A 23902-nucleotide genomic window follows, 5' to 3' on the forward strand; every position below is an offset into this window, starting at 1 on the left:
ATTATAACGCAACCAGCACTGCAGTCCCATATGCTGCTGCCCCGCCAAGAAGTGAGCTGAGCAGATTGACGGCATCATTGGACATCCACGAATATCCTCGCATGCGTTCGGTCTCCTGTCCGCAGTGCTGCGCCACCTCGACAGTTTTACCGCACGCCGGGCAGCGATACATCACCTGTACAGCCGCCCCGAGATATGAGTCAGCAAATGCACCGACCAATCCCCCGGCAAGGGCCGCCAGAACATATGAGAGTAACTCCGCGTTCATACCGCTCCATTCAGCCAGCAGCCATCCCCCGGCTCCGATCAGTACACTCCCTGCCGCTGCCGCTATGGAGCCCGCCCAGGATACGCCTCCCGATTCTCCGGCAGTCAGCACCTTTCCGTTAAGGACAGAACGCGGCGGCCGCCGGCTGAGGCTTCCTAACTCCGTCGCCCAGGTATCTGCCGTCACCGTAGCCATGACCCCTATAAACAACAGCACCCACAACTCGGACGGGGCCCATGCGTTTAACAGACACAGCACCATGCCGATACCGCCGTTGGCGAATACTTGTCCTGCATCCCTCCGGCCGGTCTTGGCATAAGATTTCTCCAGATCAGCCTTGCGTTTCTTTCCATATCGGGAAAGCAGCGTAGAAGTAATGAAAAAAAGAAGCAGGGTCCCGAACCAAAACACGTTCCCTGCTCCATAATATATGGTGCCCATCAGAATAGCGGCGGCGGCTCCGGATTCCGATAGCGATCGTTTCCGGTAGGCCGCTCCCGCAACAATGATGGCGCCTGCGGCTCCAATCAGCCAATCCATCTGCAATCCCTCCCATGATAGCTTGCCAGATTACCCGATTTCGCAGCGGCCCAGACGGATGTCTCCCCAGAATAACTCGAATACATCCCCCGATTCAGTTGGACCGACACCTGCCGGCGTTCCCGTGAAGATTAAATCCCCTTTGCCAAGACCATAAAATTCGCCAATATAATCAATAATTCGCTGAAGGGAGAAGATCATATCCTTCACGTTCCCTCGCTGCACCTCATCGCCATTCTTCAATACGGTGAAATCCGTAGCCGCCAGCTTTGCGGTTCCCGGGAATGTTATGGATGGGGTAAGGGGCGCAGAGGATTTGAAGGCTTTCGCCGCGGTCCATGGATGCCCCTTCTCCTTAATCACCGTCTGAACATCACGCAGTGTGAAATCAATGCCAAGGGCCATTGTTTTTACAAGCTCATCAACCGTCATCCCTGGAGAGTAATCCTCCGCGAGCTGAATGACAAGCTCCCCTTCAAAATGAAGACTGCCGCGATCCAGGGGCAGCTGCAGCACGCTTCCGTCCAGCGGAACGACCGCATGGGAAGGCTTGAGAAAGATCATCGGTTCTTCCGGCACGGCATTGCCGAGCTCGGCGGCATGCAATTGATAATTACGACCAACGCAATATACGTTATTGACTAGGGCACACATACATTAAAACCTCCATTTTCTTCGCCAGAATGGAACTTTCGGTGCAATTTTATGAATAAAAATCTGACCCCAAGTATCGGGCCGGTTCGTGCAGATCATGATGGCCGGATTCATTCTTGCCAGTGATCTCATACTCTTCGCATCATCCACCGTCCACGCCATGGGAGTGATGCCATTCTTCACCAAATCCGACGCAAAGGCTGCATCCAGATGAGAATAACCGATGGATAAAAAAGAGCATTTCATTTGCTTCAAGCGTGATAACAAATTACGGGGATGAGCATCGATAATAAGTCCTGTATTCACTTCGGGATCCAGTTCCTTCGCTTTAATCAAGGCTTTCGGCTCGAAGGAGGTGAGCACCACATCCGGGAGCATCCGGTGAGCATGGACCCGCTCCAGCACAGCCTCTTCCAGACCTGGATACATATCTCCGCTCGTCTTGAGCTCGATATTAAGTTTCAATCGTCCTTTGACAAGCTGCAAGACTTCATCCAGTGAAGGAACCTGCTCCCCCCTGAATTGACGTCCCTTCCATTCTCCAGCGTCCATTCTCCGGATTTCCTGCCAAGTTAGATCCTTCACCTTGCCCCGGCCTGTTGTCGTACGATCTACGCTGAAATCATGTATGACTACAGGGACTCCATCCTGAGTCAGCTGCACATCGATTTCCATCCAGTGCACAAAAGGCTCATCCATCGCCATCTGAATGGCTGCGCGCGTATTTTCAGGTGCGATACCGGAAAATCCCCGGTGAGCCACACATAAATTGTTCATGGTGGGACCTCCTTGGTGTAACTGTTAACGAATTAACATTATTCCACTGTTTTACCTGTTATAACTTCACCATCCGGTGCTATTTTGACACCGCCGATGGATCGCTTCTGTACCTCCTGCAGCAAAGCTTGAGCTTCTTCGCCTTCCAGCGGAATGACCTGTCCGATCTCCGTTCGGTATGGCGTCAGCTTCAGGTCACAGTCTCCTTGACGGCTGCACGAGGCTTGGAATACGGCAGTGCTCCACGTATCGGCATTCCCCGATTTGGTAAATATAAAATTGCCGGTGCTGTACGCGATCCATTTGCCTTTATACTGCTCCAAGCCCTGCAGCACATGCGGATGCCCTCCGATAATCAGATCCGCTCCACCGTCAATGAACGCACGCGACAGATTGATCTGGTATGAATTTGGCGTCTTGTGAAGCTCTTCTCCCCAATGGGCGATCACAACGACCAGATCGGCTTTGGAACGCGCGTCCTGAATCGCTTCAACCGCCTTCGGCAGAACGTGATCATAGGCCCCCGCTACGCCCGGCCTGTTCTCCAGGGCATACCAGGACGTCTCCGGGAGGACACGGCTGAATCCAAGCAGTGCAACCGTCATGCCCTGCAGCTCGAAATACTGTGCCGCAAAGGCTTCTTCTTCATTACGGCCTGCTCCAACATAGCGGATATCATGGTCCTTCAGATGTTTCAAGGTATCCAGAAGTCCTTCCTGACCTTGGTCGAGAATGTGATTGTTAGCCAGATTAACAGCTTCTATCCCTGCTTCTCGAAGGGAAGGCAGAACCTCAGGCGAGGACTTGAATACAAATTTCTTATTGGCCGCGCCAACTCCCCCGGTCGTGACCGGGGTCTCCAGATTGAGAACGGTCAAATCATCCTCCAGGAATGCGGTGCCCAAGTGCTTGTATGGATAGTCATACCCATGTCTCTTCAGCGCATCCTCCACTTTACCAGAGAATAAGGTATCCCCGGCAAAATGCATGATCACCCGTTGGTTGTCATTGGTGCCGGCTGGTTCATCGGCTCCACTGTCTGCAGGTTCGGATGTATCGGGATCCCATTGTTCATCGGGCTCATCCGTATTCGGGTGGGCTGAATCCGTTCCCTCGCCGCCGGACTGCTGCCCGGAACCCGGCTGATCCGGATCGTTCCCTTCCACGCCAAATTCCGGCATACCAGGCAGATGTGCCGTTTGCTGAACAGGATCTTCTCTAAATTTAAAATGATAGACAAGCAAAGCAGCAATCATCAAAATCAGACATAGGTTGAGTATGATCCAAACCTGTCCGGTTCGCTGCTTACGGGCCTTCTTCTCGGCCTTGCTCTTCTCTGATCGTGACAGTTGCATAGGTCACTCCTTTATTCACTTATGAGATCGCGCAATAGCGCAATAAGTCGCTCCCCCCATTATACCAGCTTCCCGGCAAAGAATAGAACCCCCCGTCACCGGGGAGTTCTATATCCATGTTTCATATTCAAATTTTGCGAATAACGGCTTTACAGTCCAATCAGTGTGATCACGGAATCACTGAGCGCTTCCATATAGAGCGGATCGCTGTTCAGCGAATCGATACGCTCAAGCCGCATATCCATTTCCTTGGCAATGCTTTTGGCTTCGATATCCAGATCATACAATACCTCAAGATGGTCTGATACGAATCCGACCGGTGCAACCAGTACATCCTCAACCTGCTCCTCTTTATTCAGAGTTTGCAGTGTGTCCAGAATATCCGGGCCAAGCCAAGGCTCGGCTGTCCGGCCCGCACTTTGCCAAGTAAACTGCCATTTCTTCACGCCAGCTCTTTCGGCTACGGCTTTAGAAGTCTCAAGCAGCTGCTCCTGATAAGGATCTCCTACGGACAAGATACGCTCAGGAAGACTGTGCGCGCTAAACAGCACTCTCACGCTGTCCCGATCAGCGCCTGCCTCTTCGAACTGATTCAGCTTGGCAGACACGCGGTCTGCAAAAGCCTCGATCAGTTTCGGGTGCATGTGATAACTCTCCACGAACGAAATCTGAAGTCCCAGCTCATCCGCTTTGGCTTGAGCACGCTTCACATAGGAACCCACACTCATCGTGGAATAATGGGGAGCAAGCACGATGCCGAAAGCTTCCTTAATGCCGTCCTGCACCATTTGCTCAACACCGTCTTCAATGTAAGGGGCAGCGTGCTTCAATCCCTGATAGCATACAAATTCAAGGTCGGCACTGCGCGGATCTACATTTAATGTATCCTGCAGCGTCCGAACCTGACGATCTGTGTTCTCACGGAGCGGAAACACACCTCCAACAATCGCCTCATAGCGGTCGGTCAGCTCCTTAAGCTGCTCCTCCGTCGGCTTGTTTCCGCGACGGATATGGGTATAATAACTCTCGATTCCTTCCATGTTCTCAGGTGTGCCATAGGACATAACCAATACACCAATCTTGTTCTTCATACCATCTCACCTCTGACTAATAAAATATTCATCTTTTAAGAACGTTGTGCACCTGCCTGTAGTGCCTGTGCCGAATACTCATGGATGTAGGATGTCAGCTCACGCAGCTTCTCCAGGGAAGCCTCCGGAAATAAACCGTGCCCTAGATTAAACACAAAGCCCGGCTCCTGAATCCCTTGATCGATGATCTCCTTCGCATACTGCTGAATGACCGGCATCGGTCCGGTCAGCACGGTCGGGTCCAGGTTACCCTGAACAGCATATTTATGCTCTAAACGGCGGCGTCCTTCCGCAATGGACACTCTCCAATCCAGGCCGATCACATCAACGCTGAGATCCGTTAGCGTAGGCAGCAGCTCTCCTGAGCTTACGCCAGGAAAATAAATTTTCGGAACGTGCAGATCCTGAAGCTCTGCAAAAATACGCTTGATGGTAGGAAGCACGAAGGTTTGGAAATCCTGCGGGGACAAGGCCCCCACCCAGCTGTCGAACAATTGAAACGCTTTCCCTCCGTTCGCTACGTGGGCGCGCAAATAAGCAATCACCATGTCTCCGAGTTTATCCATCAGGGAGAACCATACCTTCGGCTCGCTGTACATGAGCTCTTTCGTACGCAGATAGTTCTTGGATGGTCTTCCTTCGATCAGATAGCTGGCAATTGTAAACGGAGCACCGGCAAATGTAATCAGCGGCACTTCAAGCTCCTTGTCCAAGATGCGGATTGTTTCCAGCACATGTCCAAGATCGCCTTCCACATCAATAGGGCGAAGCTTCTCTACGTCCGCTGCAGATCGGATCGGATTGTCGATCACAGGCCCGATATTTTTCACAATATCGAAGTCTACCCCGATCGATGCAACGGGATTCATAATATCGGAATATAAAATAGCTGCGTCCACACCGAGCTTCCGTACCGGCATCAAGGTTACTTCAGCCGCCAGCTCCGGTTGACTGCATATTTCCAGAAGGGAGTACTTTTCTTTGATCTTTCGATACTCCGGGTCATAGCGTCCCGCTTGTCGCATGTACCACACAGGAACATGGCTTACTGCCTGCTTACGGCAAGCGCGGATAAATTGATCGTTATAGGTCATGATTACGGCCCCCATCAGTGTATAAAGTTTCCTATAGAACATTATGCCCTTTTTAAAAGTAAGTAACAACCGTCTTACATGGACATCCTATGAAAATCGCATGACAATCTTATGACATTGTTAGCTTTTGGCATTTTTCAAATATGTTATACTGGAAGAACGGCAATTTTAGGGTAAGACTCCATTCGTCCGGTTCATTCCGGGCTCGACAGCTTAGAAAGGAAGTGACGGGCACATTGACCAATTGGAAAATCAATCTCATTGTGCTTTGGTTCGGACAGTTTTTGGTCAACTCCGGGATGACGATGATCACCCCGTTCCTGACATTGTATTTGGCGCAGGACCTGAATGTTGTAGGGGACCGGGAAATAGGACTATGGGCAGGATTGATATTCGCAGCCAACTTCCTGACCTCATTCATTTTTCAGCCGATCTGGGGAAAAGTCGCGGACAAGTACGGTCGTAAACTGATGCTGCTGCGTTCCGGATTCGGCATGGCGCTTGTCATTGCGTGTATGGGCTTTGCCACCCATCCGTGGCATTTGCTCGTTCTCCGTCTTCTGAACGGTACCATATCGGGATTTAACCCGGCGGCTATCTCCCTCGTATCGGGGACCACGCCAAAGAACCGGATGGGATTTGCCATGGGCATCATGCAGTCCGGACAAGTTGCCGGCACGATACTCGGTCCATTAATTGGCGGACTCATGGCCAGTTGGGTCGGGTTCCGGCCAATCTTCTATATTACGGGCGGACTGATATTTGCAGCTTCGCTGCTCGCTTTGTTCCTCGTCAAAGAGAATTTCAACCGTGAGCAGGCGGCCCGGGCGCCGCAGACTTCGGTTATCGCCGGACTGAAGGAGCTGAGCCACATTCCGCAGCTGCCGTCCTTGTTCGCGGTCACGTTCCTGCTTCAATTCGCCATGATCAGTCCGATGGCGCTGCTCCCGCTGTATGTTCAGAAGCTGCATGGGTCGGCAGTTGATATCGCCATATGGGCCGGGTTCGTTGTAGCGGTGACAGGGCTCTCGAACATGATCGCCTCGCCGATTCTCGGCAAGCTCAGCGACAAGGTCGGGGCACACCGGATCTTGACATATGCCTTGATCGGAACGGGACTTACGCTGATCCCGCAGGCTTTTGTGCAGTCCGTATGGCAGCTCATCATCGTACGGTTTATGATGGGGGTCTTTATGGGCGGATTATTGCCGAGTGTCAACGCGCTGATTCGCTCCTATACCCCGGACGGCATGGAAAGCCGCTCCTTCGGCTTCAACACAAGCTCACTTGCGCTTGGCAACATGCTCGGAGCAGTGATCGGCGGGTTCTTGTCCGGATTCATCGGAATTGAGGGGCTGTTTATTACTTCAGGCTGCCTGCTGATCATCAACATGATCTGGGTGAGGCGGAAGCTGTTCTCAGACAAACCCTCGCCCAAGTACCGTTAGATATACAATTCCTGATGGCACCGCTCCAATATCGCTCCAAATTGCAAGGGGCTGTCCGTGGTCACAATCGACCCGAGGACAGCCCCTTTGTTATGAATCAGATCAGATGGCAAGCAGCAAAATGACCTGTGGAAACCTCCCTGAAATCAGGGATCTGCTGTTTGCATATATCCACGGCATACGGACACATATAGGTGTGGATACTGTTAAAGAATTCATACACTGGCCCAAATCTGACTTCCAGTCGACAGTCCAATGGGTGCACTCCTTCCCATGGTCATCTTATCGTTCAGTACACAACATCATGGTGTGTTTAATCATTTAACGCGTGCAAGGATCAACCCGTCATAGGCAGGCAGCAGCGTGCTAACCAGCCTCTCGTCGGTGGCAATGATTTCATTAAAGCGGCGTACCGCCTGAACCGAAGGTCCGTTTTTCTCCGAATTCAACGTTCTTCCCCGCAAAAAGCAGTTATCCCCGGCGATCAGGGCACCCGGATTTGCAAGCTCCATCGCATATTCCAAGTACAGAGGATAATTCTCCTTATCCGCATCAATAAAGAAAAAATCAAATGTCCGCCCTTCCCGCTTCAGAGCTGCCAGGCTATCGGCAGCCGGACCGATCCGGTATTCCACCCGATCCTTGAAGCCGGCCTTCTCCAGATGAGTGCCCGCAAGCGCCGCGTACTCCTCCTTCAATTCCAGTGAAGTGAGTTTACCGTCAGCAGGAAGCCCGCGGCACAGACAGATTCCGCTATATCCGCCAAGCGCACCGATCTCAAGAATATTCCGTGCGCCGGCTGTCTGTACGAGCAGGGTCAGCAGCCGGCCGTAAGCCGGTGCCACCGAAACCTCGGGCATGCCATGTTCGCGAATGGCCTCTATCACAAGTTGAAGCTCTTCATCTTCAGGATATAATTGGTTAACATAATCATCAGGGGTCGTAAGCAATGACGCTGCCTCCTTTTTCTTAGTAGCATACCTTATTTCCCGTTAAACCTAACGAGATCTATCATATGATAATTGTCTTAGTCAATGCAATCGCCTATACTATATAGATTGAACCGGCGGCGACTATCGCCGTACACATGTTAAATGGAGTTGACATCGTTAATGCCTCGATTACAATTGATCGCGACAGCCCCGATGGGGCTTGAAGCCGTTGTTGCCCGCGAGCTGAAAGAGCTCGGGTACACGGACATGGAAGTAGAGAATGGTAGAGTTACCTTTACGGGTGACCTGATTGATATTTGCCGCTGTAATCTGTGGCTCCGTACGTCAGATCGTATCCTCGTCAAAATGGGTGAGTTCAAGGCTTTCACCTTCGATGAGCTGTTTGAAGGAACGAAGGCCCTTCCGTGGGAAGAATGGATTCCGGCGGATGGTGAGTTCCCTGTGGAAGGCCGATCCCATAAATCGCAGCTTAGCAGCGTTCCTGCTTGCCAAGGTATCGTGAAAAAAGCGATCGTGGAGAAGCTGAAGCTCTCGCATCGTACGGAATGGTTCCCCGAGGACGGTCCCCGTTATGTAGTTGAAGTGTCCTTGCTGAAGGATCGCGCCATACTGACGCTCGATACGACGGGGCCTGCCCTTCATAAACGCGGTTACCGCAAGCTGGTAACGGAAGCTCCACTGAAGGAAACTATGGCTTCCGCTCTGCTGCAGCTGAGCCGCTGGGGACCGCATCGCCCGCTGTATGACCCGTGCTGCGGTTCAGGCACCATTCTGATTGAAGCCGCTATGCTGGCCTGGAACATCGCTCCCGGCATGCGCCGCTCGTTCCCGTCCGAGCATTGGGATATCATCGGGAACGACCTCTGGGAAGATGCGCGCGAGGAAGCATTTGACGCTGTGAAGGACGATATTCCGCTGCAGATTGCTGGGAGCGATATCGATCCGAAAGCCATCGAAGTCGCCAGGGCGTCTGCCAAGAGTGCCGGTCTCGCCGGAGAAATCGAGTTCAACGTTCTTCCTGCAGCCAAGGCCATTCCTGAAGGTGAATTCGGATGTATCATAACCAATCCGCCCTATGGGGAACGATTGAGCGAGAAAGAGGAGGTTGAACGTCTGATCCGCCAGCTCGGATCTGTGACGCACTCGCTTCCGACCTGGTCCTTCTTCGCACTGAGCCCGACCAAACAGTTCGAGCATTACTTCGGCCGCAAGGCAGACAAGCGCCGCAAGCTGTTCAATGGCCGGATTGAATGCCAGTACTATCAATATCTGGGTCCCCTGCCGCCGCGTAATAAACCGGCAGAATAATATAATGATCCTACTTCCATCGCCGCCCACGGGCGGCTTTTTTTGCGAGGGCTCCGTTTGAATTCATGCCGGCCCAAACTATAATCTAAAGAATAATGCTGGTGAAGGAGGATATGCCATTGCTCTCATCCCATTCATGGATTGATATCCGAAGACGGGCCTCCAAAGGGCTCCATTACCGGTATACCGGATATTTATTATTCCTTGTCCTTATGATGTACAAGCTCATCCTGCTGGATCATCATCTCCATATTTCCAATATGAAGCTCGATCAAGCAGACTATATCATAGCCGTGGGCTCGCTTCTGCTGGTCTCCTTCTGGACCTTTTGGCTTCCGCCAAGAGGCAGGCTTGTATCGCTAACTTTACTGAATCTGCTGTGGACAGGCATCCTGTACACCGATTTGATCTACTACCGTTACTTCGATGATTTCATCACGGTAACGGTGCTCCTGCAGGCCGGGCAAGTCGGCTCCCTCGGAGACAGCATCCGTTCTCTTATTCACGGGTATGACCTGTTCTTTTTCCTGGATTGGCTGATCATCGTTCCGTTTACGGCAGTCATGGTATTCCGCAAACGGAGATCGACCACGAATGGTTACCTGTTCCCTGGTGAACAACGCCAGCAGCGTCACAAGCGGATCAATCGCCGTTTGGTAACAGGTACGCTCGTTCTCACCCTTGGTCTTGTCATGACTTTTGTTCCTATCAAAAGAGCTTCGGATACATGGGCGGTAGGCTTGTTTGAGGGCAATTGGTGGAATATCACGCTTTATAACGTGACGGGGCTGATCGGCTTCCATGGATATGATATTTACCGATATGGCCGGGATCACCTGATTGGTCAGCCCAAGCTGGCTGAGGAGGAGGTCAATCAGGTCAAGGCCTGGTTTGATGCCAAACGTATGAAGCCATCCGGTTCTGACGCTTGGTTTGGCAAGTATAAAAACAGTAATGTTATTACGATTCAGACGGAAGCCTTCATGAATTTTGTCGTTGGCCAGTCCGTCGAGGGTCAGGAAATCACGCCGAACTTCAACCAATTGATGAAAGAGAGCATGTATTTCAGCAATTTTTATCATCAAACCGGGCAGGGAAGAACGTCCGATGCGGACTTTGTCACACACAGTTCCCTGCTGCCGCTGCCCACGGGTTCCGTGTTTACGCGGTATGCCGATCGTGAATACGATACCCTTCCGGAGATTCTGAAGGAACAGGGCTATGCCGCAAATGTTTTCCACGCCTATGACAGCAGCTTCTGGAACCGGACGACGATGTATCGGGAAATGAAGTATGATCGGTTTTACAGCAAAAAAGATTTTGATATGACCGATGTGCTGGGATGGTCACTCAGTGACAAAGCGTTTTTGGAGCAATCGCTGAATGAGATGGACAGCATCAAGCAGCCCTTCTACTCCTTCCTGATCACGTTAACGAGCCATCATCCGTATTATGTGCCGAAGGATGCCCGCAAGCTGGATACAGGCGCTTTTGAAGGCACGATGTTCGGGGATTATTTACAGTCGATCCATTATGTTGACGAAGCTTTCGGCCAGTTCGTGGACCAGATGAAAGAGCAAGGATTATGGGATAACACCATGCTGATCATCTACGGCGACCACGACAATTCGATCAAGGACAAAGCGGACTACGAGAAGTTCCTCGGACGGGAGCTGAACGCTCTCGACATGGAACAAATCATGAACCAGGTTCCCCTGCTGATCCGCTTGCCGGACGGCGAAAATGCGGGAGTATATTCAGATGCCGCCGGCATGATGAACGTGACGCCGAGCATCCTGCATCTGCTGGGTGTGTCTAGCGAGCCGTATTACTGGATCGGAAGTCATTTGTTTGATGAGGAGCCGCGTCTGATTCCGCTTCGCAGCGGCGCTTTTTCCGATGAAAAGGTGTTCTACCTGCCTTCCGAAACGGCCGGGCTTGAAGGTGGAACCTGTTATGATCTGGTGACGCGTCAGCCAACCGACATCCAGGCATGTCGTGATGGATATGATGAGACGCAAAAGCAGCTTAAGATATCGGATCAAGTCATAACGTATGATTTGCTGAAGCAATTCAAAACACAGGGCGGAGCAGAAACGAAGTAACAAGGCAGCCAGACCAGGCATCCTTACCTTTGTACTCTTTGCAAAAACGAGGGTTTCTCAAAAGATCTTAGATCTTGCGGGAAGCCCTTTTTGCTGTTTGAAGCCGCTCCATGTACGAATCGTTCCTGCTGGTTGATCGCAAGAAAGCCCGGAAGCAAGAACGATTTCGCTCGCCCATATCTTTTATCAAGCGTCCACAATAAAAAATAAACCATAACGGCGTGAGTAACATCCTGAGCACCGCTATGGTTTATTTGAATTGTATTACTTTTGCCGGTATTTTTATTATGCTGCAGCAACTGATCACGCGCATAAAGTCATTTATTCTAGCTGCTCCATACAGCTCACAATTCAAGCCCGATGGGATATTGACTTCTGACGTCTTCTCCAGCTGACAAGCGCTCCGTACAAGAGCAAGAGTCCCATGATTGCAACGCAGGCAACGATCCCCAGCGTCAAGTAGGCAATGTCGGGTGCAAAAAGACGGATGGAGTTCCACGGCGAACTTGACAAACTCGTAAACAGTGGAATGATACCACCTGAAATAACAAAGAGAATCAAGCTAAACGGAAGAGCAAGGTGTAGCATAAAGCTACGTTTATTCGTTATGATAAGCATCCATACAACGATGATCATCAAGATGATCCATATTCCTGCTAACAGCCAAATCAATGGATGGGTCCCCACGGAAAGCGGCTTCGGGTCTTGCCCATCAATTATGCTCCTCAGATCTTTTGATACCTGTATTAGTCTGGCTTCCTCAAGAATATGGTCCTTGTTGCTCAGAATGACGGCACCCATACCCCGATCCGGGATAAAAAAGATCTCCGCGCGAGCCTCAGGTGTTGATCCTGAATGCCATAACATGGCCTCCCCTTGGTCTGTCTCACTTATTCTCCAGCCTAATCCATAGGCACGATCAGTCCTATACTGGACCAGTGGTGACAGGAACAACTCCTTGTATTCACGGCGGATCAAGCCTTCGTTCTCCTGAAGCAGAAACTGGAGATAACGCGCCATATCGTCAATGCTGGCTGTGATGTAACCATATGAAGCACCGCTGTTATCATACGGTATACTGCTTACTCTAGGATAACCAAACCAGGATTGAAACCCCTTCTCAAATCCGGTCTGGGCAGCCCGCTTCTCATCCGCCGCAGCCATGCTCATACCCAGTGGTCCAAACACATGCTTTTCCATGTAATCAGCATAGGATTGCCCGGACACTTCCTCCAGAATAGCGCCAAGGATCATATAATTGGCATTACTGTATTGATGCTCTTCCCCAGGCGCCTTGCTAAGCTTCTCCCTGGAGAGATTACGAACATTCTCTTTCAAGGTAGAAGCCTCCTTGGCAGCCACATCGGAATACTCCAAGCCCGTAAATGTACTGTAGCCGCTCGTTTGTGCCAGCAATTGTCTTATCGTTATCGATGATACCTCGGGAGAAGTTTCCTCCGTAAACCACGGAAGATAATCTCCAACAGACCCATCCAGATCCACCTGACCGGACTCCAAAAGTTGAACAATCCCCAAAGCCGTCATGGATTTAGAAATTGATCCGAGTAAGAACGGGGTCTTGGAACTGACAGCGTTGCCCTCCCCAGTTACACCATAGCTGTTCGTAAACACAATATCCTCATCCTGCACGACTGCAACAGAAAGACCAGGAATCTTGTATTCCTCCATCATCTCTTTCATATACAGATCAATCTTTCCAAATCGTGCATCTTCCGCTTCAACTGCATGATCGAATGTTGGAAACAGGAATACCAGTACGGACAAGATCGTAAACATCCACTTCTTTCTCATGTTACGCTCCCAGCTTCCGTTTCCGGGAAAGGACGTCGATGTTTTCTTTTGTCATAAACATAGGCCACCAGCGTAATAACAGAAGATATCAAAAGGCTGAATAATATCAGAAGCATATTCCACCACGTCTGATCAGATATCCGATATAGTAAATGGAAGCCCGTAATCTCATACCCATTTACCCATGCCGTTGTTAATGAGAAGGAAAATGCCAACTGGCAAATGACGTATACCGCAGCAAAAATAAGCGGATACTTCAGAAATCCCCACAACCTTCCTGTGCTGGTTCGCTCTCCGGAGTCTTTCGGAGCAGGGGTGGATTGACTGGGGTCACTTACTCTTGAAAAGCCTTGTACCTCTGCATAGTCTCTGACATAAATAATGGGAGAGTCCAAATCTTGAAGTCCCATCTCTCCGTGCTCCCTGCATGCCTCCAAGTGTTCCTGAATTTGGGCTACCATTTCTTCCATCTGATGAGGCGTAATATCGTAGTTTTTCAATTCTTGACGGACTATGGTTATAAATTGTTCTTCTTCATAGGATAGTGTCATGATCTCCCGCTCTCCCGTTCCTCGCCGTTTGCATATAGCTGCACATTCGCTGATAACAGTGACCGAATATCCTGTTGCAGCTCCTGCCATTCCTGAATCTTGTTGTCCAGAAATACCCTTCCATTTGGCGTTATTTCATAATACACTCTGGCCTTACCACTATCACTAAATTCTCTTGTATCCGTGACCCACCTCTGGTCTTTCAGCTTCGACAAGATCGGATAAATGCTGCCTACTCCCTTCAATTTCAGTTGATGTTTCTCAAGCTCCTTCATAATCTCGTAACCGTAACTCTTGCCATTGCTCAGAATGGCCAACACACACATCTCCAAATGTCCTTTAATTAGACTTGTTCTATCCATGACATGAATTTAACAGAAATATATATCGGAATCAAGTATATATTTCTAAGATATATATTTGATTCATAAAAATTTAAAAAACCCGTTCAAGAGCTTACAGGCTCTTAAACGGGCTGCACAGGATTTATAACTACTTTTTAGCTGAACGAAGCTTGGACAGACGCTCCTGCTCCTCACCTAACAACTCTTCCGCCAATTCAACGGCGTTCGGATTCCCTTGTTCGATCACCTGATCGACCGCGCGTTCTGTGTGGGACAACGAATTCTCCGCTTGCTGAATTAACTGGTCCGTCGGATGCGACAATGCCGAAGATACGGCACGGTGCAGCTTCTCCACGGAATCAAGCGCACTGTTGCTGGGACTGTTGGAATGAAGACTGGAATCGTGACTGTTCATGACGGAAACTCCCTTCAATAGTTGTTGGTTCCTGTTGCCCTCTTAGCATGGATGGCTGAGTCAGGAACTATACCCGCAGGATGGGAATTTCCGTGAATACTTCAACTTGAATGCATATGGATCATTATTTGACAAACGCTAACGCCTTCGCCAGCACCTCATCCTCTGTTGGTGCGCTGACATAGCGGCCGTTAATATAAATAAACGCGCGTTTGCCGCATGGACCGCAATAGGATTTACAGCCGATCTTAATATCGGCATCCGGGACCAATTTCTGAATCTTCGGGATCATTGTTTTCAACCTTGTGTGTCTGCATTTCTCGCAAACGCGGATATCGTTAGCCATGGAATATTACCTTCTTCATTCTGAAGTGACCTAGTGGTCGCCGTGATTGCCTTGGGTCGGATTTGTAATCACAAAACCTTCCTCAGGGAAATAAAGATAGTCGATTTTGACACCGTCCAGGAAGGGTTGTCCAGCCTCCAAGATGACGTCGATCTCTTTATCTGTGGAGACAACGACATCCGTTTCCTTAGGTGTATCCATGTCGAGCCCGTAATGGGCATGATCTCCATGCGCGTGGGTAACCACGACGCGAAGTTTCTTGCCCGTGTTCTCTTCCTTGTCCAGCTCTCGCTTTATAACCTTGGCCGCATTGCGGGTAATTTTACATTTCACGTATATTCATCTCCTCACGGATGGTTCATTCAATATGTTATTGTAGACCCCAGCCGACTTTTTCGCAAGGGCCCTGTCTATTCCGGAGCCTGAATTCCGCCTATCGGGCACGCTTGCAGGTACCTTGTTATCTAGCTGGGCAGACTCGGGTATTTGCGCTCGACACGGGATACAAACCAGTTCATCAGCAGCATCGTAAATCCGATATCATCAATCGGCAGCAGAGGCATCAAGTCCGGCAGCACCCAGTACAGCGCAACCGGAATCAGGAATAACAGCTTGTCCCCTAGCGCAACCTGGGAAGAGGTCAAGTAACCGAATATCCGCTGGAATACGTGCGACCAGCGCCGAAGCGACCATAATCTTCTCCACTTCATGGTGTTTCCCTCCATTTCAACTGCATGTCTATATATCATTACCCAATTCACGAATCTCTAAGAAAACCTTAGCATCACGGTATTCGAGACCCTTACATTCGGTATAGGCGAAAAGAGACCACTGCCATGATCCATTATAGCAGCGGCCGTCTTTCTCTGTATATGCTATACGTTGCAGTGCCTTTTTCGTTTCAAAACAGCCTATCTCAAAGACATGAACGCAGCCAGGACGGATCCCACCTCTACACACAGATCTTCGAAATCTTCGAGCGGCAGCGGATTAATGCCATAACCAATCTCCACGGTGAAACCCGGCTTCCGAAAATGCTGAATAAACCAATCTTTGTAACCCGCATCACTGCCCTGCAGCTTAACAGAACGATAACCGCTTGCCTGACCCAATGTTCTGGCCATACCCTCGCTTTCCGGCGGCTCGTAATCCCGATAATTCCAATAGATCTCTTTCCCCTGACTATGAAGCGAGATCGCACGATCCGGTGAGATGTCCAGGGTATGCTGATACAACACGATGGCTTCCGCCTCGCATAACGGTGCGCTTCCCGCATAATCCTGCGGCGAAGGCCTGACCTTCCCCCTACGCGCCACTTCCTCATCCCAGTGGGCAGGGAATTGGTCTCCCAGATCTACACCGTTAATATTGGCTTTCCAGCGGCGAAAATCCTCACGCCCGCTATTCCATTCAATAAGACGCTCGTAATATGGATGAGAAGGCGTAACCCCTTCTTGTACAAGCTCTACGCCGTCCGGATTCGCCATCGGCACAATCCATAATGTATAGTTTCGGTACCACTCATCCGGCTCATAAGAATAGACCGATGAACCTTCCGTCAAGGCTTGGGCGTATTCCTCCAGAAACCGCATCAGGCAGGGGCTCGTCATCCATTCATTGGCATGCAAAGCGGCATTGATGTGAAGGTTTTTAGGGCCCCTACCGATTTTAGCTGCATAAATCGGTTTGCCCATAACACTCCTGCCGATGATACTCCACTCGATTGCAGGATAATGCAGCTGCATCACTTGTATATCCCGCTCCAAATCCCGCGGTCCATATTCGCCGGATAATCGTATCCAATGTTTATGCGTTGTTGCCGGAAGGACAATCGTTTTTCCCTGTGGCAGATGGTTCGCCGATAACCCGGGGTTCAGTTCTTCCAGAGCTTCCTTCCGAAAACGAAAGGTCCCGGCAATACTATCAAAGGTATCATGTTCCTGAATAACATACCGTCGCCGCAATGAAGTAGGAAGATATAACATTTGTCCCTGCTGGAGGTACGGCTGCTGCGCCGCCCATGGATTCGCCGTAATCAGCTGTTCAAACGCCAGACTGTATCTGGCCGCCACGCGTCTAAGCGTATCGCCTTTCTGTACGACATATTGCTGCATAATGGATTCCTTTCCGCGGCAAGGCCGCTTCGATTAGCGTCCATTCCATGTATATGAGCAGCTGGTTGTCCAACATGTATGCTGTGAAATTGAATAAGCAGACCGCTAAGGTGATATCCCTTGTCCGGCCTGCTTATGTTGATGACCTTCATCGTTCCTGATAAGCCCAAGGAAATGAACCATAGATTATAGCTTCGTAATTTGCCAAACAACCGGCGTCCGCTTGATATGATCCCCGAGCCATTCCGTAGCGATGCTCTGGAAAATCACCGGATCTCCTGTACAGAAGAATTGATGCACCGGGCTTTCCTCACTGCTTGCGAGTTGGCCTTTATCGTACAGAATGGTACTGACTTCACGTGCTGTCTCATCGGCGGAGCTGATCAGCTTGACAGCCGGACCCATGACGGTCTGAATGGTATTCCTGAGAAACGGATAATGTGTGCAGCCCAGGATAAGGCAATCTATGGACGTGTCCTTGATGCCTCTCAGGGATTCTTGCACAACCTGCAAGGATTCCTTAGAGCGAAATAATCCATGTTCGACGAGCGGCACCAGCTTAGGGCAGGCTTGGCTCTGCACCTCGACATAAGGTGACAGCTGTTTCAGAGCCGCTGTATACGCTCCACTGCCAATGGTACCCGTTGTGCCGATCACGCCGACATTACCGGTCTTGGTTGCACTGATTGCGGCTCTGGCACCGGGGTGAATAACACCGATTACCGGAACAGACACTTTAGACGAAATATAATCGAGCGCCGCCGCCGTTGCTGTATTACAGGCGATAACAATCATTTTGGGATCATATTGAATTAAATAATCTACAATTTGCTCCGTAAATAATCGGACTTCTTCCGGCGTACGGGGTCCGTAGGGTGCGCGGGCTGTATCTCCGAAATAAATAATCTTCTCTCTCGGGAGCTGTCTCATCACTTCTTTAGCGACAGTCAGCCCGCCCACACCCGAGTCTAGTATTGCGATTGCTTGCTGCACGAACCCACCGCTTCCTTCTTATCAAATTCATGGTTTACAGTGATACCATATGTCATTTCGGATCGAAATGTACCTTAAATCTTACCCCAATTTACCTTTGTCTTCAATGAGGACCCCGCTGTAGAGCCCTCCTCTTACTTTGTTCATGCAATTGTAGGACTCTTGTGCTATTCGTCAAACGTGGGTAGTTTATACTATAATGAGTGCGCATAGTAAAGGAGAATATCACGTGAATGACAACATACATCCATCCGAACTTATGAAGTCGGCGGAACAATTTATCGGGCTCTGTTATGCAGAACTAAACCGGACTCAGGAAGAAGCGGAATCCCGGCTCATGGACATCCGCTCACAGATCGAGCTCACAGGTACATATGAGCATACGTCAGAGGAGCTGACGCACGGAGCCAAAATGGCCTGGCGAAACAGCAACCGCTGCATCGGCAGATTATTCTGGGATCGGCTCAAAGTAACCGATGCCAGACACTTGAGCAAGACTTCTGACATCTTTTCGGAGCTTATCCGGCATATCGAGAATGCCACCAATGGCGGAAAGATCGTACCGACCATTACGATTTTCCGACCATCCCGTCCAGGTGAACCCCCGCTCACGATCAAAAACCATCAATTAATACGATATGCGGGCTACGAAACGCCTGACGGTACAGTAGGTGACCCGGCTTCCATATCCTTCACGAAGGAATGCATGGAGCTTGGGTGGCAAGGTGATTTGACCCATCATGATGTCCTGCCGCTCGTTGTTCAGCAAGGCAACGAACCGCCGGAATGGCTGTCGATTCCACACTCCTCTGTACTGGAGGTTTCCTTGGAGCATCCGGAACTGCCGGACCTTATCGACCAGGGGTTAAAATGGTACGGGGTGCCCATCATATCGGATATGCTGCTGGAGATCGGCGGAATTATGTATACGGCCGCCCCGTTTAATGGCTGGTATATGGGAACCGAGATTGGAGCCCGCAACTTGGCAGATAAGGAACGTTACAACAAACTTCCGCTTATTGCCGAGCTTATGGGGCAGGATACGTCCAGCGAATCCACCTTGTGGCGGGATCGCGCACTGGTTGAACTGAATTATGCCGTGCTCTATTCCTTCAAAAAAGCAGGCGTCAGCATCGTAGATCACCATACGGCGGCAACCCAGTTCGGCTTGTTTGAACGACGGGAAGAGCAGGCGAAGCGTGAGCTTACCGGGGATTGGAGCTGGTTGATCCCTCCAGTCTCACCAGCGACAACGCATATTTTTCATAAATCCTATAATAACGAAATCCGTTCGCCGTATTTTCATTACAGGAACAAGGGGCAGTAATATCATCTCTCATCTCCAATTCACAGCAAAGCCGGGGTCTCAAATGAGACACCGGCTTTCATGTATTTTGGCATATTGCTTATCCTCATGAATGATGGCTAGATACCGAATGCTAAACTCTTGTTAATCGTTGACCTTCACATCCGAAGTATAGGACGCAAACGGCTCTTCTTCAAAATCCTCGTCATCAAATGAAGAGACCTGCGCAACTTCTTCTTCAGCCAGCCAGCTCTCTTGCCGGTTACGCCATGACTGAATGTCGGAGATTACGTTCTCTGCCCGATCGGTCATGATCCCAATCAGATTAACGCCTTGCTCTCCTACCTTCTCCGCTACCTCCTGAACCTTGCTGCCGATACCCCGGGCGCCGTCAGCAATATCCCCTCGAAGCTCTTTGCCGGATTTCGGAGCCAGAAGAAGCGCTGTAACGGAACCTGCAACACTGCCGATTAATACTCCCCAGAGGAGTCCTTTGCCCTTCTCTTTCATATCCCATCTCTCCTTCTATTTGGCCTGCCCTTCGCCGGACTTGGAGGTGTACCTGCTCCATGAATGCCAGAGTGTCATCCCGGCATCCACCCATCGGAACATCTCCCCGATTTGACGTTCATTATCGAGGCGTGCACGTTCCAAATGCTCGATGGCGGTGATAGAGGCTTTTTTCCCTACGGCGTGAACGGCATCTGCCGTCTTGGCTACCGCCGATGCAGCATCAGTCATGGAAGCGGCAAAAGCCTCGCCAGCTGCCAGCTGACGCTGAATCATCTCTAAAGAGACAGACGTTTGCCGGAGCACCTGCGAGGCCTCCTTTGCTAATTGAGTACTGTCTTCCTCAAGCTTGCTCAGCATGGCCTCGGTCCGGTTCAGCAGTTTCTTCATCGACAGCATCACGATGATCGCTGCTACCGCAATCAGAACGATGCCGACGCCAGCCACCAGCGCACTCCACTCTGTCATAGGGAACTCCTCCTTTCGTCCGACCGGGCGAATGCCTAGTCGCTTGATGCATTATAAGCAGGATGGGCTTGTATTGACACAACATCACAAGTTTTTTTATTTCCGGCAAGGAACAAAACCGGAATCGGCAGGGCTTCGGACAACGTGTGTTTATGGATGGATCCCCACATAGAAACAGACCGCTCAAGGGATTCTTGGCGGTCTGCTGCGAATAGTTATAGAGTCGAGCCTATATTAACTAACATGGGAACTGCTTCTAAAGAGATACAGCAAGCAGTTAATACATTTCATTTTTCAGATAATGGCGTACGTTCTCAGCAAACTGCTCCAGCACATCAGGCAGAGCGGCAGTTAAAGGATGAAGTGTATGCCTGTCCCATTCATAGTAGTCCTGAACGAGCGGTTTACGCAGTCTGACCAGCTCCAGCAGCACGGTATGAACCTCTTGAGGGAACACCTTTTCCTCATGGTTGATGTCCATAATATCCTCATAGCTGCTGGCATCCCGCATAATAAACCCATCAATCAGATAACTTCCGACATCCGTAACGACCTCAATCGCCAGATGAAGCCCGCGCTCCTGTACCAAGCCAAGCACCAGGCCCCCATCCCATGATTGCGCTGCAGTTCGCAATCCTTCAGCTATTTCAGGGATCGCTTGCAGCCGCCGTTCAATTTGCTCTTGATTCACATAATACACGGCAAATCTCCTCCAGCCTGTTGTTGTATGTCTATTGTAAACCGCCTACACTTCAAAATCGACGCTAAGCGTATGATCTTTCACCGTATTAATGTAACGGATGACTTCCTGATGAACAGGATGAACGGCATAAGCCTGCAGATCTTCAAGGTTATCCACTTCAACTATCAAAGCCAAATCATAAGAGCGCTCGGAGCGAATAACATCAGCCCCCGCTTCTATGGATCTGAGCATCGGGATCTTCCCATCCATGTCGCGCAGCACCTGAACTGTTTTCTCAATATTCTCAGCCGTCGGCTCCTTCAATTTAAAAAACACAATATGTTTAATCATCGCCCGTTCCTCCATCTCTCGCGTTTATGTAATTCTCCCGTATCTATCATAACCCGTTCGTCCAAAAAAAGAAATCGCTCTCACTTACATGCAGGCCGGTAAACCGTCCCGATACGGAGCCCGAGAAAACAAAACAGGAGCATCGTTCGGCTGCTGCCGGAACGCGCTCCTGATAGAACATCCTGTTCTTGATAATTGTCATTGATATCATGAACTTAAACGGTTTAGCATGTTCTGGGCAATCCATATGCCCGCCGCCCCGGCTTGAGCAAGTCCCCTCGTAATTCCGGCTCCATCGCCACCACAGAATAGACCCTTGATCTCCGTCTCGAAGGACTCCGTCAGCTTCGGCCGAGCAGAGTAGAACTTCGCCTCTACCCCGTAGAACAGTGTGTGCTCGGATGCAATGCCCGGTGTGACTTTATCCAGCGCTTCAACCATCTCAATCAGGCTCTTCATCGTGTTGTAGGGCAGAACCAAGCCCAGATCTCCGGGGACTGCTTCCTTAAGAGTCGGCTCCAGAAAACCTTCGCGGATTCTGCCTTCGGTTGATCTTCGGCCGCGCAGCACGTCTCCGTATTTCTGTACAATAACACCGCCGCTGGATAAATCGTTAGCCCGCTTGCAGATTTCCCGCGCGTATTCGTTAGGCTTGTCAAACGGCTCCGTGAACTTATGGGACACCAGCAGCGCAAAGTTCGTATTGGCCGAGCCCAATGCCGGATCTTTATAGGAATGGCCGTTGGCTGCCATCACACCGCTGTGGTTCTCAACGACAACATGACCCGAAGGGTTGCTGCAGAACGTTCTCACGCGGGTTCCAACCGAGGTATTAAAGATGAATTTGCCTTCATACAAGTGCTCATTAATTTCTCTCATGACCACGTCGGAGGTTTCAACACGCACGCCCACATCCACTTGGTTGTTATGCATTTTCAATCTGCGTTTTTTTAATATGCTGGTCAACCAGGCAGAGCCGTCTCGTCCCGGGGCAACCATAACCAAATTCGCCTCATGAACCTCTCCGCCCTTCATTGCAATGCCGGTAACGCGGTACGTTCCGTCTTCTTTGACGGTAACCAGATCCTCTACCTCTGCCCGGAAGGCCATATCGACCCTGGTCTTCAAATATTCGTAGATCGATTTCAGAATCTCCAAATTTTGTTCGGTTCCAAGATGTCTTACCTGAGCGCGAAGCAGCTTAAGTCCGGCCGCATATCCTCGCTGCTCAATATCCCGAATCGCATTCGTGGTTGGATCCGTAATCGCCGGTGTCGCTCCATGCTCCAGATTAATGGCATCCACGTATTGAATAAGCTCCATTACCTTGGAGCCAGGCAAATAATCAGTCATCCAGCCGCCAAACTCTGTCGTTATGTTGAATTTGCCGTCACTGTATGCCCCAGCTCCGCCAAAACCAGCCGTAATCGAGCAAGCCGGCAGACATCCGGCAAATTCTTTGCGCCCTATGGCTGGCGGACAGAGCTTGATTTTCTCCTCCAGAATCGGGCAGCTTCTCCGGTAAATATCATGCCCCTTGTCCACCAGCAGCACCTTGCTGCCCGGTGATTTCAATGTCAGTTCATAACACGCGAATATTCCCGCCGGTCCGGCGCCAACCACGATAACATCATATTTGCTCATCATATCCCCCTGTGTGTTTGACTGTACTCTTGCACACCGACTCCAGGCACAAAAAAATCCTGCTACGAATAGGTATGCTTGCGCATCCTACTCGTAGTCAGGAATTTAAGGTCCCTTGTAGAAACCCCTGAACCTTATTATCAGGGATATACGAATAAGCATCATTCAACTTCAACAACCACAGTTAATATAAACTCTAATTACGAATATGTCAAACATAATCATATTTATCGTTCGTGTTTTAAGCATAAACAAATAATAAATTCTGATATAAAATAATATAATGACTAAAAGACGAACAATAACATCTGTAAACAAATTGTTAAACCAGGACTTTCAGACTATTACACTGCCCTTACAAATCACGTAACAACGAAATGGAAACAAATGTTTAACGATTGGCTATTGAAAAGTGAGTGTCGAATATTGTAGTATTGTGTTAAAAAAATCGGAGGAATTATGCCTACACAACTGCAGCAAGAAAAACACTCCATAGAGGCGTGGTCCCTGATCAATCGTAAATATTTGGGGAAAGGTGTGCGAGTCAAGCGCTTTCGCCGGCCGACCCGCTGCCAAATTCGTAACCGCGTCCTGCTAGCCATACTTATGGCCAACGACATCAAGCTGTCACAATTGGCCGAAGAACTGGGAGTATCCTCCCGTAGTGTCAGTGCCTGGGTGTATGAGGGACGCGTTCCCGGAAAAAACAACCTGGAGAAAGCCTGCAGCTACTTGGGTTATCCCTGGTCAAGACCCCATTTTGTGGACATTGG

The 23902-nt window shown here is 50.0% G+C and carries 27 protein-coding genes and 1 riboswitch; of the genes, 5 read left to right on the top strand and 22 right to left on the bottom strand.

The features are described from left to right. Position 1: 1 nt before the first annotated feature. The 6 genes from PVOR_RS22125 to hemE all read right to left on the bottom strand — a co-directional run bounded on the left by PVOR_RS22125 (position 2) and on the right by hemE (position 5779). On the bottom strand, positions 2 to 808 hold the full coding sequence (locus tag PVOR_RS22125; protein WP_006211719.1) for a DUF92 domain-containing protein: 807 nt from the start codon (positions 806 to 808) through the stop codon (positions 2 to 4). Positions 809 to 838: 30 nt separating this feature from the next. Continuing rightward, entirely contained in the window at positions 839 to 1462 is a 624-nt protein-coding gene (locus tag PVOR_RS22130) for a fumarylacetoacetate hydrolase family protein (RefSeq protein WP_006211720.1), read from the bottom strand. Between the two features lie 3 nt (positions 1463 to 1465). Next, positions 1466 to 2239, bottom strand: a complete 774-nt coding sequence (locus PVOR_RS22135; protein WP_006211721.1) for a glycerophosphodiester phosphodiesterase — start codon at positions 2237 to 2239, stop codon at positions 1466 to 1468. Positions 2240 to 2277: 38 nt separating this feature from the next. Next, a complete protein-coding gene (locus tag PVOR_RS22140) occupies positions 2278 to 3594 on the bottom strand; it encodes a CapA family protein (RefSeq protein WP_006211722.1) in 1317 nt (438 codons plus the stop codon). 149 nt (positions 3595 to 3743) lie between these two features. After that, the gene (gene hemH / locus PVOR_RS22145; protein WP_006211723.1) at positions 3744 to 4685 is read right to left on the bottom strand and encodes a ferrochelatase; all 942 of its coding nucleotides are present in this window, start codon (positions 4683 to 4685) and stop codon (positions 3744 to 3746) included. A 35-nt stretch (positions 4686 to 4720) separates the two neighbouring features. Beyond that, positions 4721 to 5779 carry a uroporphyrinogen decarboxylase gene (hemE, locus tag PVOR_RS22150; RefSeq protein ID WP_006211724.1) on the bottom strand — a complete coding sequence of 353 codons (1059 nt, stop codon included), beginning with the start codon at positions 5777 to 5779 and terminating at the stop codon, positions 4721 to 4723. A gap of 236 nt (positions 5780 to 6015) precedes the next feature. Between hemE and PVOR_RS22155 the strand changes: the two genes are divergently transcribed. Next, positions 6016 to 7227, top strand: a complete 1212-nt coding sequence (locus PVOR_RS22155; RefSeq protein WP_006211725.1) for an MFS transporter — start codon at positions 6016 to 6018, stop codon at positions 7225 to 7227. A 317-nt stretch (positions 7228 to 7544) separates the two neighbouring features. Here PVOR_RS22155 and PVOR_RS22160 read toward each other — a convergent pair whose 3' ends face one another. Then, the gene (locus tag PVOR_RS22160; protein WP_006211726.1) at positions 7545 to 8177 is read right to left on the bottom strand and encodes an O-methyltransferase; all 633 of its coding nucleotides are present in this window, start codon (positions 8175 to 8177) and stop codon (positions 7545 to 7547) included. Between the two features lie 162 nt (positions 8178 to 8339). On the opposite strand from PVOR_RS22160, the gene PVOR_RS22165 reads away from it, so the two are divergent. Beyond that, positions 8340 to 9488: a THUMP domain-containing class I SAM-dependent RNA methyltransferase gene (locus PVOR_RS22165; RefSeq protein WP_006211727.1), complete on the top strand. Its 1149-nt coding sequence runs from the start codon at positions 8340 to 8342 to the stop codon at positions 9486 to 9488. 119 nt (positions 9489 to 9607) lie between these two features. Then, positions 9608 to 11593, top strand: coding sequence for an LTA synthase family protein (locus PVOR_RS22170; protein WP_006211728.1), 1986 nt, complete (start codon positions 9608 to 9610; stop codon positions 11591 to 11593). Between the two features lie 351 nt (positions 11594 to 11944). Here the strand turns inward: PVOR_RS22170 and PVOR_RS22180 are convergent, their stop codons facing one another. From PVOR_RS22180 to racE, 9 genes are all read right to left on the bottom strand, one after another. Next, on the bottom strand, positions 11945 to 13405 hold the full coding sequence (locus PVOR_RS22180) for a serine hydrolase domain-containing protein (RefSeq protein WP_006211730.1): 1461 nt from the start codon (positions 13403 to 13405) through the stop codon (positions 11945 to 11947). Continuing rightward, positions 13402 to 13956, bottom strand: a complete 555-nt coding sequence (locus PVOR_RS22185; protein WP_006211731.1) for a hypothetical protein — start codon at positions 13954 to 13956, stop codon at positions 13402 to 13404. The genes PVOR_RS22180 and PVOR_RS22185 overlap by 4 nt, the downstream gene beginning before the upstream one ends. After that, complete coding sequence (locus PVOR_RS22190) at positions 13953 to 14318, bottom strand: PadR family transcriptional regulator (protein ID WP_051449253.1); 366 nt, start codon at positions 14316 to 14318, stop codon at positions 13953 to 13955. Before PVOR_RS22190 ends, PVOR_RS22185 begins: the two co-directional genes overlap by 4 nt. Before the next feature lie 130 nt (positions 14319 to 14448). Next, complete coding sequence (locus PVOR_RS22195; protein WP_006211733.1) at positions 14449 to 14715, bottom strand: hypothetical protein; 267 nt, start codon at positions 14713 to 14715, stop codon at positions 14449 to 14451. 124 nt (positions 14716 to 14839) lie between these two features. Then, on the bottom strand, positions 14840 to 15061 hold the full coding sequence (locus PVOR_RS22200) for a DUF1450 domain-containing protein (protein WP_006211734.1): 222 nt from the start codon (positions 15059 to 15061) through the stop codon (positions 14840 to 14842). 30 nt (positions 15062 to 15091) lie between these two features. After that, a complete protein-coding gene (locus PVOR_RS22205; protein ID WP_006211735.1) occupies positions 15092 to 15394 on the bottom strand; it encodes a hypothetical protein in 303 nt (100 codons plus the stop codon). Between the two features lie 131 nt (positions 15395 to 15525). Next, on the bottom strand, positions 15526 to 15771 hold the full coding sequence (locus tag PVOR_RS22210; protein WP_006211736.1) for a hypothetical protein: 246 nt from the start codon (positions 15769 to 15771) through the stop codon (positions 15526 to 15528). Between the two features lie 201 nt (positions 15772 to 15972). Beyond that, positions 15973 to 17175 carry a M14 family metallopeptidase gene (locus PVOR_RS22215; protein ID WP_006211737.1) on the bottom strand — a complete coding sequence of 401 codons (1203 nt, stop codon included), beginning with the start codon at positions 17173 to 17175 and terminating at the stop codon, positions 15973 to 15975. Positions 17176 to 17361: 186 nt separating this feature from the next. Next, positions 17362 to 18168 (bottom strand): glutamate racemase, encoded by an 807-nt coding sequence (racE, locus tag PVOR_RS22220; RefSeq protein WP_006211738.1) that lies wholly within the window; start codon positions 18166 to 18168, stop codon positions 17362 to 17364. Between the two features lie 199 nt (positions 18169 to 18367). On the opposite strand from racE, the gene PVOR_RS22225 reads away from it, so the two are divergent. Next, on the top strand, positions 18368 to 19495 hold the full coding sequence (locus PVOR_RS22225) for a nitric oxide synthase oxygenase (protein ID WP_052649307.1): 1128 nt from the start codon (positions 18368 to 18370) through the stop codon (positions 19493 to 19495). Between the two features lie 123 nt (positions 19496 to 19618). Here the strand turns inward: PVOR_RS22225 and PVOR_RS22230 are convergent, their stop codons facing one another. From PVOR_RS22230 to PVOR_RS22250, 6 genes are all read right to left on the bottom strand, one after another. Beyond that, positions 19619 to 19984 (bottom strand): YtxH domain-containing protein, encoded by a 366-nt coding sequence (locus PVOR_RS22230; protein ID WP_006211740.1) that lies wholly within the window; start codon positions 19982 to 19984, stop codon positions 19619 to 19621. Between the two features lie 15 nt (positions 19985 to 19999). Continuing rightward, positions 20000 to 20452: a DUF948 domain-containing protein gene (locus tag PVOR_RS22235; RefSeq protein WP_006211741.1), complete on the bottom strand. Its 453-nt coding sequence runs from the start codon at positions 20450 to 20452 to the stop codon at positions 20000 to 20002. Between the two features lie 277 nt (positions 20453 to 20729). After that, positions 20730 to 21152 (bottom strand): DUF86 domain-containing protein, encoded by a 423-nt coding sequence (locus tag PVOR_RS22240; protein ID WP_006211742.1) that lies wholly within the window; start codon positions 21150 to 21152, stop codon positions 20730 to 20732. 45 nt (positions 21153 to 21197) lie between these two features. Beyond that, positions 21198 to 21485, bottom strand: coding sequence for a Dabb family protein (locus PVOR_RS22245; protein WP_006211743.1), 288 nt, complete (start codon positions 21483 to 21485; stop codon positions 21198 to 21200). A gap of 46 nt (positions 21486 to 21531) precedes the next feature. After that, positions 21532 to 21687 carry a hypothetical protein gene (locus tag PVOR_RS30785; protein WP_160164026.1) on the bottom strand — a complete coding sequence of 52 codons (156 nt, stop codon included), beginning with the start codon at positions 21685 to 21687 and terminating at the stop codon, positions 21532 to 21534. A 5-nt stretch (positions 21688 to 21692) separates the two neighbouring features. Then, on the bottom strand, positions 21693 to 23129 hold the full coding sequence (locus tag PVOR_RS22250) for an NAD(P)/FAD-dependent oxidoreductase (RefSeq protein WP_006211744.1): 1437 nt from the start codon (positions 23127 to 23129) through the stop codon (positions 21693 to 21695). Between the two features lie 74 nt (positions 23130 to 23203). Beyond that, a riboswitch (purine riboswitch) is annotated at positions 23204 to 23303 on the bottom strand. Positions 23304 to 23588: 285 nt separating this feature from the next. On the opposite strand from PVOR_RS22250, the gene PVOR_RS29855 reads away from it, so the two are divergent. Next, positions 23589 to 23902 (top strand): helix-turn-helix domain-containing protein (locus PVOR_RS29855; protein WP_006211745.1); only part of this gene is annotated, 314 nt, incomplete at its 3' end.

It is taken from the genome of Paenibacillus vortex V453, assembly GCF_000193415.1.
Taxonomy (GTDB): domain Bacteria; phylum Bacillota; class Bacilli; order Paenibacillales; family Paenibacillaceae; genus Paenibacillus_AQ; species Paenibacillus_AQ glucanolyticus.